This window comes from Microbulbifer sp. SE14, from assembly GCF_059834885.1.
In genome coordinates this window covers 46088-64273 of sequence record NZ_JCBAJA010000007.1, presented here as the reverse complement: position 1 = coordinate 64273, position 18186 = coordinate 46088, and the positions used below count along the sequence as shown (strand labels likewise).

Annotated in this window: 17 protein-coding genes; 4 read left to right on the top strand and 13 right to left on the bottom strand. The window is 63.0% G+C overall.

What is annotated here, in order from left to right; translation table 11 throughout:
- Nucleotides 1-8: 8 nt before the first annotated feature.
- The 3 genes from AC6R19_RS06930 to AC6R19_RS06920 form a co-directional block, all read right to left on the bottom strand.
- Nucleotides 9-5006, bottom strand: coding sequence for a C39 family peptidase (locus AC6R19_RS06930; protein WP_500579062.1), 4998 nt, complete (start codon nucleotides 5004-5006; stop codon nucleotides 9-11).
- Nucleotides 5007-5111: 105 nt separating this feature from the next.
- A complete protein-coding gene (locus AC6R19_RS06925) occupies nucleotides 5112-5585 on the bottom strand; it encodes a GNAT family N-acetyltransferase (RefSeq protein ID WP_500579061.1) in 474 nt (157 codons plus the stop codon).
- Between the two features lie 5 nt (nucleotides 5586-5590).
- Complete coding sequence (locus AC6R19_RS06920; RefSeq protein ID WP_500579060.1) at nucleotides 5591-6289, bottom strand: esterase/lipase family protein; 699 nt, start codon at nucleotides 6287-6289, stop codon at nucleotides 5591-5593.
- A 168-nt stretch (nucleotides 6290-6457) separates the two neighbouring features.
- Between AC6R19_RS06920 and AC6R19_RS06915 the strand changes: the two genes are divergently transcribed.
- Nucleotides 6458-6877 (top strand): archease, encoded by a 420-nt coding sequence (locus tag AC6R19_RS06915; protein WP_500579059.1) that lies wholly within the window; start codon nucleotides 6458-6460, stop codon nucleotides 6875-6877.
- 15 nt (nucleotides 6878-6892) lie between these two features.
- Entirely contained in the window at nucleotides 6893-8326 is a 1434-nt protein-coding gene (locus AC6R19_RS06910) for an RtcB family protein (protein ID WP_500579058.1), read from the top strand.
- A 1-nt stretch (nucleotide 8327) separates the two neighbouring features.
- Here AC6R19_RS06910 and AC6R19_RS06905 read toward each other — a convergent pair whose 3' ends face one another.
- The 3 genes from AC6R19_RS06905 to AC6R19_RS06895 form a co-directional block, all read right to left on the bottom strand.
- Complete coding sequence (locus AC6R19_RS06905) at nucleotides 8328-9662, bottom strand: mechanosensitive ion channel family protein (protein WP_500579057.1); 1335 nt, start codon at nucleotides 9660-9662, stop codon at nucleotides 8328-8330.
- Nucleotides 9663-9739: 77 nt separating this feature from the next.
- Nucleotides 9740-11086 carry a tetratricopeptide repeat protein gene (locus AC6R19_RS06900; RefSeq protein WP_500579056.1) on the bottom strand — a complete coding sequence of 449 codons (1347 nt, stop codon included), beginning with the start codon at nucleotides 11084-11086 and terminating at the stop codon, nucleotides 9740-9742.
- A gap of 36 nt (nucleotides 11087-11122) precedes the next feature.
- Nucleotides 11123-11572, bottom strand: coding sequence for a hypothetical protein (locus AC6R19_RS06895; RefSeq protein WP_500579055.1), 450 nt, complete (start codon nucleotides 11570-11572; stop codon nucleotides 11123-11125).
- Between the two features lie 166 nt (nucleotides 11573-11738).
- Between AC6R19_RS06895 and AC6R19_RS06890 the strand changes: the two genes are divergently transcribed.
- A complete protein-coding gene (locus AC6R19_RS06890) occupies nucleotides 11739-12611 on the top strand; it encodes a patatin-like phospholipase family protein (protein ID WP_500579054.1) in 873 nt (290 codons plus the stop codon).
- The gene (locus AC6R19_RS06885; protein ID WP_500579053.1) at nucleotides 12608-13156 is read left to right on the top strand and encodes a cytochrome b; all 549 of its coding nucleotides are present in this window, start codon (nucleotides 12608-12610) and stop codon (nucleotides 13154-13156) included. Before AC6R19_RS06890 ends, AC6R19_RS06885 begins: the two co-directional genes overlap by 4 nt.
- 3 nt (nucleotides 13157-13159) lie before the next feature.
- Here AC6R19_RS06885 and AC6R19_RS06880 read toward each other — a convergent pair whose 3' ends face one another.
- The 7 genes from AC6R19_RS06880 to AC6R19_RS06850 all read right to left on the bottom strand — a co-directional run bounded on the left by AC6R19_RS06880 (nucleotide 13160) and on the right by AC6R19_RS06850 (nucleotide 18169).
- Nucleotides 13160-13768 (bottom strand): ABC-type transport auxiliary lipoprotein family protein, encoded by a 609-nt coding sequence (locus tag AC6R19_RS06880; protein ID WP_500579052.1) that lies wholly within the window; start codon nucleotides 13766-13768, stop codon nucleotides 13160-13162.
- The gene (locus tag AC6R19_RS06875; RefSeq protein ID WP_500579051.1) at nucleotides 13765-14718 is read right to left on the bottom strand and encodes an MlaD family protein; all 954 of its coding nucleotides are present in this window, start codon (nucleotides 14716-14718) and stop codon (nucleotides 13765-13767) included. The genes AC6R19_RS06880 and AC6R19_RS06875 overlap by 4 nt, the downstream gene beginning before the upstream one ends.
- A gap of 134 nt (nucleotides 14719-14852) precedes the next feature.
- Nucleotides 14853-15788: an alpha/beta fold hydrolase gene (locus AC6R19_RS06870; protein ID WP_500579050.1), complete on the bottom strand. Its 936-nt coding sequence runs from the start codon at nucleotides 15786-15788 to the stop codon at nucleotides 14853-14855.
- Between the two features lie 136 nt (nucleotides 15789-15924).
- Nucleotides 15925-16350 carry an MAPEG family protein gene (locus AC6R19_RS06865; protein WP_500579049.1) on the bottom strand — a complete coding sequence of 142 codons (426 nt, stop codon included), beginning with the start codon at nucleotides 16348-16350 and terminating at the stop codon, nucleotides 15925-15927.
- Between the two features lie 53 nt (nucleotides 16351-16403).
- A complete protein-coding gene (locus AC6R19_RS06860; RefSeq protein WP_500579048.1) occupies nucleotides 16404-16955 on the bottom strand; it encodes a DUF1415 domain-containing protein in 552 nt (183 codons plus the stop codon).
- Nucleotides 16956-16961: 6 nt separating this feature from the next.
- Complete coding sequence (locus AC6R19_RS06855; RefSeq protein ID WP_500579047.1) at nucleotides 16962-17498, bottom strand: DUF2058 domain-containing protein; 537 nt, start codon at nucleotides 17496-17498, stop codon at nucleotides 16962-16964.
- A 149-nt stretch (nucleotides 17499-17647) separates the two neighbouring features.
- Entirely contained in the window at nucleotides 17648-18169 is a 522-nt protein-coding gene (locus AC6R19_RS06850) for a hypothetical protein (protein WP_500579046.1), read from the bottom strand.
- Nucleotides 18170-18186: the final 17 nt, after the last annotated feature.

Here is an 18186-nt window from a genome sequence, read left to right as displayed (position 1 = left end):
TCGCGCATTTAAAAATGGTTCGACAGCCTCCAGCCCCAGAAGAGTCTCTTCAGGCCGGTCAGCCGAATTGTTCCTTTCAGCCGCGCGTGCGCACGGCGCTTCAATTGCTGCGCGGCCTCGATGTTGCCGGTTTTCTGGTAATAGTACTGGGCTTCGCGCAGCTTGGGGCCCAGTTGGCCGAAGCGGTCGACAAAATCCCCGTCACCCAGTGCCAGCAGGACCTGGCACAGGGCCAGGGCGTAGCGGGCCGGTGGGTCCAGTTCGTTCAGGTGGTAGTTCTGCAGCACTTTGGCCGCTTCCGGATGGCCCGCGAGCAGCATATCCAGGGTATGCAGGCAGACGATGTCGCCGCGGTAGTTGTCGTCCTGTAGCTGGTAGGCAGCGGCCATCGTCTCGACCCCCGCCTTGTAATCGCCGCACTGGCGGTAGCAGAGGCTGGCGAAGTAGAGCATCCAGGCGCGGGGCTCCGGGTGCCGGCGCCAGTGGGAAAACCACTGCTTTGCCTTGAACCACTGGCTTTGCCGGGCCAGCAGCATACCGTAGGTACCCCAGTTGACGGTGTCGGCGGCGATCAGCGTTTCCAGTCTGGGGGCGAAGCGGGCCGAGGGCTTTTCGTTGCGGCGCGCCAGCAGATCCAGGTAGTGCTCCAGGGCCCGCTGGGTGAAGGCGTCTGCCTGGGGCAGCTTCTGGAATTGTTGTTCGAATTTCCTGAAACGCATCCGCTTCAACTGGTGTTTTGCCAGGCAGTAGCCGGCGCAGGGGTGTACGGCTTGATCCTCCCTACGCAGTGCCTCGATTTTTTCGCTCGCGGCCTTCTCCAGTTTACTGCCCGTCAGGACTTTCCAGGCGGTGTGAATCACCCAGTCATTGCTCTGTTCGTGTACCAGCAGCTGCGACCAGTTTTGCAGCAGCGCTTCGCCGTTGCGCTCCTCGGCGGCGAGCAGCTGTAGCTCGCGGGTCAGCACGAAGGCATCTTCGCTGTGCAGTTTGATCAGGTCCAGTACCTCGCGGGCCCTGGGCCAGTCCCTGTTCTCGATCAGCTGGTCCAGGTAGGTGAGGCTGTTGTACTGGTCTGAAGGTTCCAGTTCGAAGGCCCGGGCCAGCAGCGCAAGGGTTTCCTCGCTGTTTTCCTCCAGCCGCTGCAGCCCCTCGGCGACGAAGGTCAGTACCGAGGCGTCGTTGGGGTGGAGTGCCCGGCACTGGCTCAGCGCCTCGCGGGCGGTTTCTTTGTCGTCGCAGTCCAGAGCCCAGTTGGCCAGCAGCCGCCAGGCCTCGTAGAAGTAGGGCGCCTCCCGGGCCAGTTCCCGAATCTGTTCGATGGCCCGGGGGATGTGACCCTCTTGCCTGGTGAGCCAGGCGCGCCGCGCGCGGATTTCGATGGGTACCTCGCCCTTCCAGTAGTCGGCATCGCAGAGCCGCTGCGCCTGCTCGAAGTCACCGCAATCGCTCAGGGCCTCGATATGGCGGCAGGCGATATCGATATTCTGCGGCTGGACGTTGGCGAAGGCCGCCAGCACCGCGGCCTTCTCCCGCGGATCCTGCCGGAACTCCGCGTCCACCCGCGCGAGCAGGGCGCTGTTGGGAAAACTCCGCCGCGCTGCGGCGATGCGCTTTCCGGCAACGTCGTCGTGCCCGGTTTCCCGCGACCACTGGCAGAGTTTGTGCCAGGCCCAGCCGTAGAAGGGCGCCAGCTCGATACACTTGACCACCTCGTCGACGGCGCGTTGCCGCTCACCGCGCCGCCACAGCAGATCCGCCAGATAGCCGCGGGGGATGGCGTCGCCCGGAATACGGCGGATGGCGGTCTCGAGGGTCTCGATGGCCTCGGGGTATTTGCCCTGGAATTCGAGCAGGTCGGCCAGTTTGTTGTGCACATCCGCCCAGTCCGGGTTGAGTTCCAGGGTTTGCCGCAGTCGCTCTTCGGCTGCGGCCAGGTCCCCGCGCAGGCGGAGTATTTCGGCCAGTTCCAGATGCAGGCGCGGCAGCAGGGGGAAGCGTTTGATCGCGGTGAGCAGCGTTGCCTGAGCCTGCACCAGGTTGTCCTGGTACCGGTAGCCGTTGGCCAGTGCCAGCCAGCAGTGCCAGAGATCCGGGCGCTGTTGCAGGGCCAGGTGCAGGAAGTCGAGCAGTGCTTCGGCGGGCAGCCACTCGCGGGCGATGCTCTGGTAACAGAGCACGCCGTCGCCGAAACTGACCTGCCGCATAAGTTCGCCGTGGATATAGGCGAGCAGTTCCCTTTTCTGCTCCAGGCCGTGGGCGCATTGCAACAGAGGCGCGAAAGCCGAGGTGCAGTCGCAGGACAGGGCTATGGCCCGCTTGAACGACTCGGCGGCCGCGCCCCGTTCGCCGCGCAGCAGGTGCACCTGGCCCAGCTGGGCCCAGGCCTGGCTGTCGGTGCGGGAGATGCGTGTGGCTTCGAGCGCATACTTCAGGGCGTCATCCGGCCGGGATCGTTGCGAGCAGATATAGGCCAGCCTGACGTAGGCCCAGTTGTCGTCCGGGTGGCTGTCGATCAGCTGCAGGCAGCAGTCTTCAATCCGCTTCACTTCCTCGTCCGCCAGCGAGTTCAGGCGCATGCGCTGCAGCTGGTAGTTGCCCGGGTACTCCTCGATTTTTTTATTCAGGAAGGTGATGGCCCGGTCGTACTTGTCCAGTTCGATATACAGGCGGACCACTGTGCTGCAGGCGTCGTAATTGAGCGGCTCACGCTCCAGTATTTCCTGCCACAGGGCTATGGCTTTGTCCCTCTGCTGGCGGTGGGCGCAGATCTCCGCGGCCACTTCCAGGTGTCGGTTTCTGTTGGCGAAAGGCTGGGCCCTGTTGGTGAGCTCCTCCGCTTCGGCGACACGGTTCAGGTAGAGCAGGCGGCGCGCGGTAAACAGCATCAGCTCGCCGTCCCCGGGGCGCTGCTCTATGCCGCTGCGGAGGATTTCCAGACCCTCCCCGGCCCGCTCCAGTGCGTCCAGGGCATTGAACAGGGAGATCGCCGGTCCCGCCGACTTGTTGCCGAAGCGCTTGAAGCGGTCGCGCAGGAATTCCAGGGCCGTATCGGTGCGCTTCAGGTAGCGCTCCGCCTTGAAGTAGCTGCTGGCGTAGGCCTCGCTGGTCTCCTCCAGGCAGGTGACGAATCGGTAGAGGGCACAGGCCCGCTCGTGTTCGCCGCAATCCCAGAGAAAGCCGGCTTGTTGGTAGAGTGTCTGCGCGTGCAGGGGGTTCTGTCGCAGCAGTGTGGACAGCAGTTTTGCCACCCGACCGCTGTTGCGGTGGTCGAAGCGCAGGCTGTCGGCGAGACGGCTGCGGATCAGGAAGTGGGCCTCGCCGTCTTTTTCCAGCGCCTCCATATAGTCGAGGGATTTCTGCGCGGCGTTCAGGCGCGAGAGGGTCTGTATTTTTCCCAACTGGAGGTTGACGTCCTGCGGGAACTGCTCCAGTAGCCGTTCGGTCAGCTGCAGGATTCTGCCGTCGTCCTGGGTGTAGTAGGCGAGGTCCAGCTGTGCGTGCAGTGTCAGGCGGTGCCGGGGATCCCGCACGCGCATCCGCTCCGCAATGGGGAGGGCGGCGCTGTAGCGGTGCTTGTTCAGTTCCCGTCGCAGCAGGAAGGTGTCGTCGTACAGGGGTGCAGCGCGCAGTTCCAGGTTCTCCAGCAGCTGCGCCTTTGCCGCCGGCACCACGACCATACAGCGCGGGCCACTGGAGGCGTAGTAGCGTTCGCCCTCTTCGATCAGCATTTCCTGCAGGCGCGGGTGGGAGGGGTCGCGCAGTATGTAGGTGCCCATGGCGCGATCGTAGCCGGCGATCACCTGCAGATGCGCGCTGCCCGGCTCCACCGTGGTCAGCAGTACCGGAATATCGAGATCGATCAGCTGCTTGAGCTGGGGAAAGTTGAGGTCGAATTCCGCCAGGTGCCAGCCCTGTTCGAGGAGCCAGGCGCGCTGGTCGTAGTTGGAGGTGCCGTTGTAGCAGATGGCCTCGGCGATTTCATCCTGGTCCGCGGCCTGGCCCCAGAACTGCAGGACCGTGGCGATACTGGCCGGCGCGCAGGTCATATGGCGCTGCTGGATATAGGGCAGCGGCAGTATCCTGCGCTGGCTGTCGTCTCCCCTTTGGCGGATCGATTCGGAAACCCGTTCCCGATAGAAGTCCTTCTGCTCCAGGTAGGGCAGGGCGGCATCGTAGTCGCCGCGCGCGCAGTGGTAATCCGCCCATAAATTGTCCTGCTCCCGGCGCAGGTATTTCGGGCAGCCCCGTCGGGCCATCAGCCGCTCCATTCTCTCCAGGCAGCGACGGGCGGTATCGAACTGTCGCTGTTCGGTGGCCAGCTGGCACAATTGCCGGCCCAATAGTAGGGACTGGCAGCTATCCCAATAGGGCAGCAGCAGCTCCAGGGCTCGCTGGCCTTGATCGTTGCGCTGCAGGAGCGCAGCGTAGGTGTGGGCCGCGCCGATATAGGCGGGGTCCCCGCTGTGAATCTGCCCGCAGAGTTCGAGTGCCTGTTCGTGCTGGTCGGCCTCCTGCAACAGCTGGGCCCGGCGGAGTTTGATCCAGTTGCCGTCGTCCAGTGTTCCGGCCTCCTGCAGGCGGCGGTCGGCAGTGGCGAAATCCCGGTAGCTGGAGAGGATATCGGCCTCGATGCACAGCAGGTATGCGCGGTCGACCCCGTCGGGGAAGCCCGCTTTCTCGAGCTGCTGGTACAGCTCCCAGGCGTCGAGCGGCCCCCTGCGGCCCATAACCGCCTGCAGGTAATAGGGCACGATCAACGGGTCGCCATTGTTCCTTCTCCAGGTGCGGAAGACGATCGCGTCCGCCGAACGCCGCAACCCCAGGTGATTGAGTGCCTTGACGGCGAGAATGCGCAGCTCCGTGTGCTGCCACTGCTCCAGGGGACCGCAGTCCCGCTCGGCGGCGGCGAGGGCGTCCAGGTAGAGGCCGCGCTTGCACAGGTTGGAATAGTTATCGAGCTGTTCGCCCAGCGGGAGGGCGGCAGCCCGGCTGTCCAGTAATTCCATTTTTACTTCCGCTTTTGGGGCCCTGGCACAGCGAGCCCCTTTTTATTATGGCCAGCCGGCGCTGGTTCGTGCGGTGGCTGCCGATAGCACTGTGGAATTTATACCTTATTTTATCGCTGCTGCCCCGCGCAACATCTCAATATGCGGTATGCCGTCCTCGTCATAGGGATCGGATACCCGCTCGAAGCCGAAGCCGCCATAAAAGCGCTCCAGGTACTGCTGGGCGGAAATGCGGATTGGGGTATTCGGGTATTCGCGTTCGGTGTTCTCTATCGCCCGCCGCATCAGCTCCCTGCCCAGGCCGCTGCCGCGCGTCGAGGCCGCGGTGAGCACGCGGCCTATGGACGGCTCCGCGTATTTTTTACCGGGAAATAACACGCGCAGATAGGCGAGCAGGGCGGGTGAGTCCGACCCGCCATTCCAACCACACAGGTGCCAGGCGCAGGTGTCTTTGCCGTCCGCATCCTGATAGGCGCACTCCTGCTCCACGATGAAGACCTCCTGGCGCATGCGCAGGATTTCGTAGAGTTGGTCCCGGGTCAGTTGGTCGAAGGTCGACCAGTGCCAGCGAATAGCCATGGCATTCAGTCCCGCTTGAAGCGGCCGTGCCGCAGGTAGTGGATAACCTGTGCTATCACCCTGTCGTTCTTCATCATGAATACGTGGGTCACCGGCATCTCCAGGTGGTCCTTCATGCCCTCCAGTTTGGTGCTCTCCACCGAGACCTTGCCGTCATCGGCAGCCGGAATCATCTGCGACAGTATCAGGTTGATGCTGCGGGTGCCGGCGATGATGCCCAGATCGAAGTTCGCCGGACCCAGGCGGTTGGGGACGCTCAGTTCGCCGGTGCCCAGCTGCAGGCCGGCGTCGCCGAGCATAAAGTGAAAACCGGGGAAATTGCCCAGCCGGTCCACCACCTCGCTGCCGTTGTTCGGCGGCCCCAGCATGACCACGTGGTTGAGGTTTTCGATCGGCACCCGGCTCAGGTATTGCCGCACCAGTATGCCGCCCATGGAGTGGGTGACGAAGTTGACCTCGTCGTGCCCCTCGCACTGGTCCAGCGCCGGCGCTATGGTCCGGCCGGCCAATTCCTCGATCGGGTGGTCGGTGGACGGATAGTCGACATTGACGGTGGTGAACCCGGCCCCGGCCACGGCGGCTTCCAGTTTGCCCATGGATGCGTCGGACTTCCCCAGGCCGTGCAGCAGAATGACGCAGGCGGCGTGACTGCCGGTGGACAAAAACAGCAGCGAAAGCGACAGCAGTGCGAGGGTCTTCTTCATGGTTCTGCCCTATTGGAAAAACGGGACAAGTATGCGGAGCGGGGGCCTGCTTGCCAAGTTGAATGAAATCCATGCAATCCGCGAACGGCAGTGAATTGCACGCTTTACAAGCGGTGGGCTTCAACTAGATTCCATTGAAGTGTGCGGACGAATCGGATGGGACTCGGTGTGACTGGTCGTTGGGAGCACTTCAGCCACGAGGCGGATATGGGCCTGCGGGGCAGCGGCGAGACCCTGGCGCAGGCCTTCGAGCAGGTGGCGCTGGCGCTGACGGCAACGGTCACCGACCTGGAGTCGGTGGCGCCGCAGCAGTGTGTGGAGATCCATTGTGAGGGCGGCGATCCGGAAATCCTGCTGGTGGACTGGATCAATGCGCTGGTCTATGAGATGGCCACGCGCAAGCTGTTGTTCTCCCGCTTTGAAGTGACCATCGACGGCGATAGCCTCGACGGCAGGGCCTGGGGCGAGAAGGTGGATTGGGAGAAGCACAGCCCCGCGGTGGAGGTGAAGGGCGCGACCTACACGGCGTTAAAGGTAGCGGATCAGGAAAACGGCGACTGGCTGGCGCAATGCGTGATCGACGTGTGACGGCAGGTGAGGAATATGAGTGACGAATACCCCCTCAAGCGCGAATCCGAATTCAGCTGGCGCATAGATCCGGTCGGCAAGATGCGCGTCCCCGGTATCATCTACGCCGATGAAGCGCTGATCAAAGCCATGGACGACAAGGTGTTCGAGCAGCTGTGCAACGTGGCCAGCCTGCCGGGCATAGTGCAGGCGGCCTATGCGATGCCGGACGCCCACTGGGGCTACGGCTTTCCCATCGGCGGGGTGGCGGCCTTCGATCCCGACGAGGGCGGCGTGGTATCCGCCGGCGGCGTCGGTTTCGATATCTCCTGCGGCGTGCGCGCCCTGCGCACCGGCCTCAATATCGACGACATAGAGCCGGTCAAGAAGCAGCTGGCGGATGCGCTTTTCAGGAATGTTCCCGTCGGCGTCGGCAGTACCGGGCGCATTCACCTGAACGACAGGGAGATGACGGCCATGCTCCGGGGCGGCGCCCGCTGGGCGGTGGAGCAGGGCTACGGCAACCCCGAGGACCTGGAGCATATCGAGGAGAAGGGCTGCATGGCCGGCGCCGATCCGGGGGAGGTTTCCGCGCGCGCGCGCAAGCGGCAGCAGGACGAGATGGGCACCCTGGGTTCCGGCAACCACTACCTGGAAGTGCAGCGGGTGGCGGAGATCTACGACCCGCGCATCGCCACCGCCTTCGGCCTGGAGGAAAACGACGCGGTGGTATTTATCCACTGCGGCTCCCGCGGCCTGGGCCACCAGATAGGTACCGAATTCCTGAAATATATGGTGCTGGCCGCCAGCCAACACGGCATAGAACTGCCGGATCGGGAGCTGGCCTGTGCGCCGATCAACTCCGAACTGGGCCAGGCCTATCTGGGCGCCATGCGCGCCGGCATCAACTGCGCCCTGGCCAACCGCCAGATCATCACCCACCTGACCCGGCAGGTATTCGCCGACGTGCTGCCGAAGGCGGACCTGACGCTGCTGTTCGATGTGTCCCACAACACCTGCAAGGTGGAAAACCACCTGGTGGAAGGCCGCAAACGCAAGCTGTACGTGCACCGCAAGGGTGCCACCCGCGCCTTCGGTCCCGGCCATCCGGAAATTCCCGAGACGCTACGCGCGGTGGGGCAGCCGGTGCTGATCGGCGGTTCCATGGGTACCGAGTCCCATATCCTCGCCGGTTCGGAAGCCGGCGCCGAGCTGTCCTTCAATTCCGCCTGCCACGGCGCCGGCCGCGCCATGAGTCGCCACCAGGCCACCAGGCAGTGGCGGGGGCGCGCCCTGGTGGACGAGCTGGCGGACCGCGGCATCTTTATCCGCAGCCCCTCGATGCGCGGCGTGGCCGAGGAGGCGCCCGGCGCCTACAAGGATGTGCGCGCGGTGGTGGATGCGGCGGAGAAGGCGGGCCTGGCAAAGAAGGTGGCGCGCATGGAGCCGCGCCTTTGCATAAAAGGGTGAGTCAGCCTTTCCCGGGCTTTTCCATTGCTGCGGACGGGGAGAAGGGCGAGTTTCCACCGCGCACGTAAATTTCCTGGTGCGGGAAGGGAATGGAGATGTCGTTCCTGTCGAAGGCTTCCTTGACCTGGCGGGTCAGGTCCCAGTAGACGGTCCAGTAGTCGTCGCCCATCGTCCAGGGGCGCACGATGAAGTTCACCGAACTGGCCGCCAGTTCTCCCACCTCGATCACGGGTTCCGGGTGCTTCAGTACCAGTGGATGGTTTCTAACGGTTTCCTCGAGCACCCGCTGGGCCTTGTCGATACTGTCCCGATAGCCGATGCCAAAGGTCAGGTCCACCCGCCGGGTTGCGGTAGTGGTGTTGGTGATCACATTGCCCCAGACATTGGCGTTGGGCACTATGATCACCCGGTTGTCGGGGGTAACTACCTTGGTCGAAGTCATGCTGACCGATCTCACCGTGCCCGCAACGCCGCCGATATCGACGAAGTCGCCCACATCGAAGGGGCGGCTGAACATGATCAACAGACCTGACGCAAGGTTGCTGAGGGTGCTCTGCATTGCAAATGCGGCGATAAAGGATGCGCCTCCAAACAGCGCAAAGAGCGGTGCCACCTTGACGCCCAGCGCCCCCAGCACGAGCAGCAGGCCCATCACCAGCAGCAACCAGAAAACCGCTTGTTCGAGAAATTCCTCCAGCATCTGCGAGACCCGTGGCGAGCGGTGTGCACGGTGCTTGGCCCAGCGTCCGGCGAGGCGCGCAACGGCCAGCAGCACCAGCAGGGCGGCCAGCAATATGCCCAGTTTTTTCGCCAGGCGCAGGCCGCCGTCTGCAGAAAAGAGCCAATCGCGAAAACTCTCCCACAGGGTGGGCAGATCCGCCTGTCTCGTCTGCTCCGCGGCGACCGCCAGGCGGTAGGTGCGATACTCGGCAATTTTTTTCGCCTCGCCCCCCTTGCTCTCCCAGCTGGACAGCACCATGGACAGGGCATCACCGATCGAGGCGCGCTCGGCGGACAGTTGCAGGAGCCGCTCCCGCGCCGCCTGCGCCGACTCCTCGGGCGCACTCGCGGCAGCCAGCTGGGCCTCCACCACCTGTTGTGCTTTCGCCTTGAACAGACGGAACCAGGCCTCGGCCACGACCGCCAGTTCGTCGTTGGACAGGGGGATCAGGCGCAGGCCCAGCTCATCTCTTTCGATGGCCGGGTTGATCACCGCCGGCGGGACATCTGGTGCGGACTTGTCCGCCTGCTGCGCCTCCTGGCCGCGCGCCTGCAGTGCCAGGCTCGCGGTGATCGCCAGCAGCAGGAACACCCGCGCACTTTTCCAATAGGCCATGGCCATCGGACTCCTTTCCCGGGGTTTGTGATCACGCCATTTGATCGGTCGCGCAGGGCAAAGTATAGAAGGGTGTATCAGGCGAGTTTTCCGCCCCCGCCTGGACTTTCCGGCGCAGTGGCGCGGTAGAGGAAGCGGCGATTGATCTCACTGTGGGGTTTCAGCGCCAGGCGCTCGTTGGCAAAGGCCTCCGCCAGATCCTTCCGCCCGGTGCGCAGCGCCGCCTCCGTCAGTGTCCAGTCGATGATGTCCCGCTGGGCGTGGCTGCCGCCGAAGCTGTTGGCGATGTAGCGGGCGCCGTGCAGCTGTTCCGCCGCCTTGAGGTAGTCGCCGCGCCAGAAGGCGGTGAAGCCCTCGATCAGCGGCAGGCCCGTGTGCCAGGCCCACTGGGCCACCTCGTTATCGTTGCTGCGCGCGGCGCGGATTGTATTGGTGATTTTCTCCACTTCTTCGTCGCGCCCGGCGCCCAGGAAGGCCATGACTCCGTGCCAGTCATTGAAGGGATAGTGGCGGCCGTCGGCGTGCTGCTCCCAGGCCCGGGCCAGTTCCCGCCAGCGGTCGGAGAGGTCGCGGCCGGTCAGTGCGAGGCGCCACAGCAGGGCCGAGGCGTCCACCAGGTCCAGAGCCAGGTCGCTCTGCAGACCGCGAATCGGACCGTCGTAAATGGCCAGTGCCTCTTCCTCCTGGCCCAGGTCCAAATGGTAGAGGGCCCTGTGCCACCAGTTGTGCACGCGGAAGAAATTGTCCTCGCCGGCCCAGAAGGGCTCCCGCTCCTCCATCCAGTCGACGCCCTCCCCGGCGCGCCCCTGCATTTCCAGCACATGGGTCACCGCATGGTGGGCCCAGCAGTCGAAGGGCTCCAGTTCCACCGCCGAGTGCCCGTACTCCTCGGCGCGCCCGTAGTCGCCGCATTCCGCCAGGCCGAAGGCATACATGCCCAGCTGTATCGAATAGCCGGGCACCTCTGCGGACCAGTGGGGCAGCACCCGCGCGATACGGTCGCGCAGGTCGCGGGCGCTGGCGCGGTAGAAATCCAGCAGGTGGCCGCACTGGATGCCGACCAGGTCCCGCGGGTATTGCGCATTGTGATAGTCCAGCGCCTCGGCGGCCCGGCTCCAGTTGCCGGCGAGCAGATGTGTGAGCACTGCGATATGGGACGACTCGCGCTCGTTCAGCGGCAGGGTCCGTGCCTGCACGACGACCTTCTGCGCCGCCAGCGCGGCGGCGGGCTCGGTGGCGATGGCGTAGAGATACGCCTTGAGGATATGGGCCATCGCAAACTGCGGCGCCGCCTGGATCGCCTGTTCCAGCGGTACGAAGGGATCGCCGCGATACAGGTTGAAAGACGTCAGCGCCTCGCCGTATAGGTCTACTGCGTCGGCCGAGGCGCCGGGCAGAGCATTGCCCTGTTGGTCAGTGAGCATGATTCTTTTCCCCGCCGAAGATATCCGGGTCGGGATTCAGCTGCTTTTGCTGTTTTTCGGTGCGGCGGCTTTGCTCTGGGGTTTCAGTACTGCCCGCAGCTTGTAATTGGCCGATTCATTGCGATGCGCGGCGTCGCGCAGCAGGAAAACCTGAATCGTATAGACGCCATCCGCCGGCACAACCCCGGAATAGTGATTGCCTTCAACGGAGCCGGTAAACAGGGCCTCGTCGCCGGGCTCCATTCCCGGCGCGTAAATATTGAAGTGATTGCTGGCATTGTCCGTCTGTAGAATCACGTGCAAATGCTGCCCGGCCGTGGCGCTCACCCTGTATGTCGCCGTGCCTTCGCCGCTGATGGTGCCGCCAAAGGTGGCGAGATTGCCGCCGCCCCCGAAGAGTAAATTCCCGGCACCTGTGCCCTGTGTCTGGCCCGCAGCGGACAGGGCCAGCAGCCCCACGAGCAAATAGTTTCTGCTCGATTTCATGGCTTCACCTCCGTATGCCTGTTCGGGAAGTCCTCCCAAGAGTAAAGCACATGGCCCGGCGCGGATTCGAGCGGAAAAGCCAGTAAAACTGGTTGGAAATTCTTTGAACGTTATCTATACAATGGCCTGGGTAAGGTGACTGGAATTGCTGCTGTAGAGGCCGGAGATGGTTAAAGACGACAACAGCTATCGATCTGCCCTGGTGGTGGAGGGCGGCGCAATGCGCGGCATCTTCGCGGCGGGGGTTTTGGACGCCTTTATCGAGTCGGACTATCTGCCGTTCGATTTTGCGATCGGCGTCTCCGCCGGTTCGACCAACCTGATCGGCTACCTGGCGGGAGACCACGGCCGCAGCCGCAGGATTCTGCTGGATCATGCGCGGCGGGCAGATTTCATCAACTGGCGGCGCTACCTGAGAGGGGGGCACTTCTGCGATGTCAGCTGGCTATGGCATGCCTCCTACGGCGATGTGCCCCTGAACGTCCAGCGCTACCTCGATAATGCGGTGCCGCTCTATGCGGTCACTACCAGTGTCGATACCGGGCTGGCCCGCTACCTGGAGGTGACGGCGGAGAATATGCACGAGGTGTTTCCCGCGTCCTGCGCCATTCCGCTCTTTTACCGAGATTTTCCGCGGGTCGATGGCGAACCGATGACCGACGGGGGGCTGGCGGATTCCATCCCGGTGATCAGGGCCTACGAACAGGGCGCGCGGGACATCACCGTGGTGCTGTCGCGGCCCCTCGGCTATCGGAAACGGGTGAGCCCGACGCCGAAACTGATGCAGCGGTTTTTCCGCGACCACGCGCGACTGTTTGAAGCGGTTCTCGGTCGGGCGGCGCGTTACAACCGGGCGCTGGATTTTATCCAGTCGCCGCCGCGGGATTGTCGCGTAACCGCGATTGCACCGCCGGCGGAATTTCCGGTGAAACGCTTTACCCGCGAAGTGGAGTTGCTGGAGCGGGGGTATCAGTGCGGCCGGGAATCGGGGTTGGAGCATCTGCGCGAACAGTACCTGATTGACCGGTACGGTCGATGACAAGGCTCACGAACACGAATCGCCGTTATGGCGCCGTGGCCATTGCGTTGCATTGGCTTATGGCGGCATTGCTCATTGCGCTCATCGTGCAGGGGCTCTACATGAGCGGCCTGCCCGATGTCGGATTTAACAAGAAAAAAATCCTGCTTATTCTCTCTCACAAGGAATACGGCATACTGGCGTTTGGGCTGGCCGCGGTACGACTGGCGTGGCGCCTTGGCAATGTGCTGCCGGCGCTGGTCGGGCATCTTCCTGATTGGCAGAAGGCGGCTGCGCGGTTTGTCCATCTTTCCTTTTACGCCTTGATGCTCGCCTTGCCGATCAGCGGCTGGCTGATGTCCTCCGCCGCGGGCATCCCGGTGTACTTCTTCGGTATCAGGCTACCGGATTTCATTGCGCGCGATGAGTACCTGTTCCGTGCATTCATCGAAATTCACAAGTGGCTGGGCTTTGCATTGATCGTCTTCATTATGCTGCACGCCGGAGCGGCATTAAGGCACCATTTCTTTTTCCGGGATGATACCCTGAAAAAGATATTGCCCTAGCGCTCAGGGCATCTTCTCAAGCACAAATCCGGCCACCTGCTGCAGGGCTTTCGCAGTGGCATCGTTGGCCGCCACGACTCCGGCGTAGGGCGTCTCCTGTAGCATGGGCTCGCGCAGCGATATCGCCTGGCTTGCGATGATCCGGTTCGATACGCCATCGGCGAGTTGCACCCGCAGGGAAAGATGCAGGGTTGCCGGATCGGAGATGAAATCCTGCGTAAGCTCGAGGATCTCCATCCTCAGCGCATAACTGTACGGGCCGAAGTAGGGCGGTGTGAGTACTGCGCTGAAGTAGCGGGTGTTCTCCAGCGTTCGGACCAGCAAGGGCTGCAACATCCGGGCAGGTGACGCGCCCCATTCGTGCCGACTGAAATAGTCAACCTGGTACGGCCGGGTCCTGTAGGCCATTTGCACGGTGTCGTACACAGGATTGATTACGGGGGGCAGTACCAGCAGCGTCGCGGTATGCGTTTCCCGCCTGGGGAGTTCGGGCGGCAGCTTGTTGATCACCTCCACCCGGATGTCGTTTTCCACCGGGGAAAACAGTGTGCAGCCGGAAACCGCTGCCGCGGCGAGTGCAACCAACAGGGTACCGCAGCCGTTTGCTCTCATTGGAATTCGCCCGGGCCGAGAGGCGGAGGGGTGCTGCCGCGCACGAGAATCGATGGGTCGCGATTGATCCTGACCATCAAGCGGTTCATCGAGTTGGTCAGCCTGTTCAGCTTGGCTATCGTCCGATACGCCTCAGGCAGGACCTGGAGCTGGAGTGCGTTGACGGTGTCGTTGCCCGAATCCAGCAGCGGTCCGAGCCGGCCGCTCGCCTGCTCGGTGTTCGCGATAATCGAGCCGAGCCTGTCCTGGTTCTCGACAAGCATGCGGCTGACCTGCCGCAGTGCGTTCACGGTGTCGTTGCTGGAATCCAGCAGCGGTCCGAGTCGGCCGCTCGCCTGCTCGGTGTTGGCGATGATCCTGCTGAGTCTCTCCTGGTTCTCGACGAGCATGCGGCTGACCTGCTGCAAATGGTCCACTGCTTGCTTGAGCGACGCGATGGTCTCCTCGTCCAGCAGGGAGCGCAGCGATTCCGTCAGCAGTTGCACGTTCTGATTGACCTGGCTGATCGCGGTATCCAGGTTCACGGAGCGGGATGGGGTGGCGGGTATCCGCGCATAGCGCTCGCCGGGCGCGGCGGTGAGTGGGTCCCGATCCGCACCGACGTCTTCCAGCAGGATGTAGACATAGCCGGTGAACCCCCGCGTGGCGAGCCCACGTGCGGTGATGGTGGCGACGGTGGCCCTGGTGACGGGCGCGTCTTTCTCGACGTCGAGCAGAATGCGCACGGAGCGGGGACCGGTGAGTTCGACCTTGGTTACCTTCCCCACATCCACGCCATGGAACTCGACGGGGGCATCGGCAATCAGCCCGGACACGGGATCCTGGGTGAGAATCTGGTAGGTCGTGTAGCGGCCGGATGTCCGGTAGTACCAGACCGACCCCGCCACGAGGCCGAGAAGCACCGTGAGCGCAAATGCCAATCTTGCCTGGTTCGCTATGCTGATGTTCATCGAGCGTTCCTCGGCAGGTATGATTGGCCCGAATTGCGGTCATTCCAAGTCTAGATCATGTCGCAACCCGACAAATGGATATGCCGACAACTGCGTTGCTTTACCGGAAGGCCGCGAATCGGATTTCTTATCTTTTATGTTCTGGGCGGGCGGGTAAATAGTGTGTCTGCCGCAAGTACCCGCTGAATCGCATACGCAACTTCTTCTGGCTTTTCTTCCTGAATAAAATGTCCGGCATCGGTTTTGGTCACATTAGCATGGGGAAATACCCTGAGGTTTCCGCGCCAGGCGTCGCCCAGTATCGGATCCCTGCATCCCCACACCAGTTCCACCGGACCGGCGAACGCCCGTGCCCACCGATCCACTATGGCAAACTCGGCAATGGAGGGATGCTCCAGGCTGGTGGGAACCATGCGCGTCAGGGCCAGCGGCCCGCTGCGGTCGCGCAGGGCGCGCAGCGGGTAGCGATAGGCGCGCTTCTCCCGCGGGCCGATACTTTTGGGGTCTCCCTGGACCCAGCTTAAAAGTGGTATCGGAAGGTTGAACAGGCGAAATGCCACGTCGGCAATCACCGGTATATTGGCAAAGCGGAAGAACGGCGTCAGCTTCAGATCCTTTTTGAATTGACGCATGTAAGTGTTGGAATACACGGCGCCGGCAATGCGCTCAGGGTTCATCGCCGCCGCCAGTCCAGTCACCGGGCCGCCCCAATTCTGTCCTACCAGGGTGATATCCCGCAGGTCCAGCGCGCGGATCAGGTCGGATAGCTGGCGGCCGTGGAACTCCAGTGTGTGCACCTTTGGATCGCGGGGCTTGTCGCTCAATCCCATGCCGATCAGGTCCGGGGCTATGACCCGGACCGGTTGGGCAGCCAACAATAACCGGATGACCTTGCGCCACAGGTGGCACCACATTGGATCGCCGTGCTGCATCAGCACCACGGGGCCGGAGCCCTCGTCGATAAAGTGCATCCTGTAGTCGCCGCCAACATACATCCTGCGGCGGAATGGCAGTTGTTCCTCCAGCCACCCGGGCAGGGCGGGCGCATCGCTGAACAGATTGCTAGTCACTCTGGAATTCTTTGGCTGCGGACAAGATATCTTGTCCGCATACATTTCTGTGCATTTCCGCTAGTGTAGCTGTCGGTGCACCATGCGCAACAAAGTGCCATTCGATGGGCGACCCTTGCGGGTAGATGACAAATGATCAGAAAACAGCAGTTAACGCATTGGCGGTCAAGCCGATCAGTATCAGCGTGGAGAGGGAAAAGATCAGGAAGCGCACCTCGATCCTGTTGACCAGGGACTGGAACAGGCTGTGAATTACCCGCAGGCCGACGTAACCCCAGGCCAGCGCCAGGTTGATACCGCTACCTTCCCCCAAAAGCGCCAGGGACAGGGCGACGGCGTAAAAGATGGTGGGCTGTTCCATCAGGTGGTTGTAGTTGTCCGCCTTCCAGCGGACCCGGGCGGGCAGGGCGCTCATCTGCTCGCCGCGTGGAGCCCGGGGATCGAGTCTCATATGCGCCCTTTTAATCGCCGGCAGGCGGGTGGCGTACATCCACAGCCACATGAACAGAGACCAGGCTACCAGGGCGACGACCGGGGCTAGGATGGGGCTTTGAGTGGGCATGCTGGCCTCTTATTGTTCTTTGGTCTGCGTGTGTCGACTTATGGCGGGGAAGATCAACGGAACAGATAGGGAAACAGTGCGCGTTTCTGCTTTTCGCTCAAGTCCTCAACCCGGCGGATATTGTTCCCGGGAATGGATTCAGGATTCGGGTACTTCTCCAGCACACGCTCGATACTGGCCTCGCGCAGCAGGTGCAGTATCGGATAGGGGGCGCGGTTGGTCAGGTTCTCCGCATCCTCCGGGCGGGTGCCGGCGAACTGGTAATCGGGGTGGAAGCTGGCCAGTTGGTAGACACCGCTGTAGCCGTGCGTCTCTAGCAGCCACTCCGCCAGGTCGAGGAACTGGTTGTAGTCGGCGAAGTCTTGAAGGTGCCGGGGAATGATCAGCAGTGTGGTTTCCAGTTCCCCGGCGGGAGTGCTGTCCAGCCGCCGCATTTCCTCCAGCAGCTCCGCCATCAATGTCTCGTCGTCTCGCGCCTCGCTGACCGCAAAGCGGATCTGCCCGGCGCGCATCGGTTTGCGTGCAAAGGGGCAGAGGTTGAGGCCCACCACCACCTCCCTGAGCCACTGCTGTACCGCTGCGACTACCTGCTGCTCCGCTGACAAGGGCGCTTACCACATCAGGTCGTCGGGAATCTGGTAGTCCGCGTAGGGATCGTCCTCGTCCATTGCCGCGCTGTCCGCTGCCGGCTGCACCACGATATCGGCGTTGCGCTCGGCGATCTTGTCGGCGATCACCCGTGGCACCAGCTCGAACTGCTCGTCCAGGCCGACGATCACCAGCCGGCCCGCGGCCAGGTGGTCGCGCACAGCCTCGCTGACATGGATGGTCTTGATCTTCTTGTCGAAGGTGAAGTTGTAGGCGACATCGCCGTTGCCCCTGGGCTGCTTGTTATTGGCGACCATCTGCACGATCTGCGCGGCTATGGCCTTCTGCTGCGCGGCGGCCTCGCGCTCGGCGTTGAGGGCGCGGTCCCTGGCGGCCTTCTCTGCGCGGGCCTGCTGGACCGCCGCCTTGGTTTCATCCACTTGGGGCTGCGCGGATTTCTTGGCAACTTTCTGTTGTTTGCGCTTTTCCTTGCCGATCTGCTTGGCTTTCTTGCTGTCGACGAGTCCGGCTTTCAGCAGTTGATCTTGCAGTGAGGACATGGTGTTACCTGCGAATTCATGGTGCGGTGGCAATCGCCGGGAGGCCCGTGAACGGCGGTTGCCGCGGAGAGGGGCCAGCTGATCGCGGGATTTTAGCCGATGTCGGCACTCCTTTGGTACCGAGGGCGCCCTGCAGGGTGCGCCCGCACTCAGCTAGCCAGGGCCTTCAGCCGCGTCCCGGCCGCAGCCAGCAGCAGGCGCGAATAGATTTTGTGGAAGCCGAGTAGGGTGCTGAACACGGGGCCGAGAGCGGATGCGCCGGTGCCGGGGTCTGTTTTCGGCACAACTGCCGAGCCAAAGAACAGGCGCGTGCCCCGGCCGCCGTCGCCCTGCCTCGGTACCGACATCAGCCAGGAGCGGGTGCGGCCGAGGATGTCGCACAGCAACAGCTGCTTGTCCGCGCGCCCTTCGACGCGCCAGGCGGCGAACTGGTCGATACTACCTGCGGCCAGCCGCCCCGCCTCCTCGTCCGTGGACGGCCGGGACAGGGCCCACTGCAGAATCAGCCGCTCCAGCTTGAAAATACCGGTGGTGTAGAAGGCCGCTACATATTGCTCCTGCGAGATCCCAGCGGGGATATCCGTCATATAGCAATCGGCGTAGCAGCCGGGCTTCCGGTAGCGGTTGAGGAGGGCGTCTTCCGGAATCGGGCAGCGTCGAATCGAAATCAAGGGATGGCTCCCGCCTG

Bases quoted from the DNA above. Each gene is read 5' to 3' on its own strand.
- AC6R19_RS06930 (WP_500579062.1), bottom strand. From the start codon at position 5,006: ATGGAATTACTGGACAGCCGGGCTGCCGCCCTCCCGCTGGGCGAACAG.
- AC6R19_RS06925 (WP_500579061.1), bottom strand. From the start codon at position 5,585: ATGGCTATTCGCTGGCACTGGTCGACCTTCGACCAACTGACCCGGGAC.
- AC6R19_RS06920 (WP_500579060.1), bottom strand. From the start codon at position 6,289: ATGAAGAAGACCCTCGCACTGCTGTCGCTTTCGCTGCTGTTTTTGTCC.
- AC6R19_RS06910 (WP_500579058.1), top strand. From the start codon at position 6,893: ATGAGTGACGAATACCCCCTCAAGCGCGAATCCGAATTCAGCTGGCGC.
- AC6R19_RS06905 (WP_500579057.1), bottom strand. From the start codon at position 9,662: ATGGCCTATTGGAAAAGTGCGCGGGTGTTCCTGCTGCTGGCGATCACC.
- AC6R19_RS06900 (WP_500579056.1), bottom strand. From the start codon at position 11,086: ATGCTCACTGACCAACAGGGCAATGCTCTGCCCGGCGCCTCGGCCGAC.
- AC6R19_RS06895 (WP_500579055.1), bottom strand. From the start codon at position 11,572: ATGAAATCGAGCAGAAACTATTTGCTCGTGGGGCTGCTGGCCCTGTCC.
- AC6R19_RS06890 (WP_500579054.1), top strand. From the start codon at position 11,739: ATGGTTAAAGACGACAACAGCTATCGATCTGCCCTGGTGGTGGAGGGC.
- AC6R19_RS06885 (WP_500579053.1), top strand. From the start codon at position 12,608: ATGACAAGGCTCACGAACACGAATCGCCGTTATGGCGCCGTGGCCATT.
- AC6R19_RS06880 (WP_500579052.1), bottom strand. From the start codon at position 13,768: ATGAGAGCAAACGGCTGCGGTACCCTGTTGGTTGCACTCGCCGCGGCA.
- AC6R19_RS06875 (WP_500579051.1), bottom strand. From the start codon at position 14,718: ATGAACATCAGCATAGCGAACCAGGCAAGATTGGCATTTGCGCTCACG.
- AC6R19_RS06865 (WP_500579049.1), bottom strand. From the start codon at position 16,350: ATGCCCACTCAAAGCCCCATCCTAGCCCCGGTCGTCGCCCTGGTAGCC.
- AC6R19_RS06855 (WP_500579047.1), bottom strand. From the start codon at position 17,498: ATGTCCTCACTGCAAGATCAACTGCTGAAAGCCGGACTCGTCGACAGC.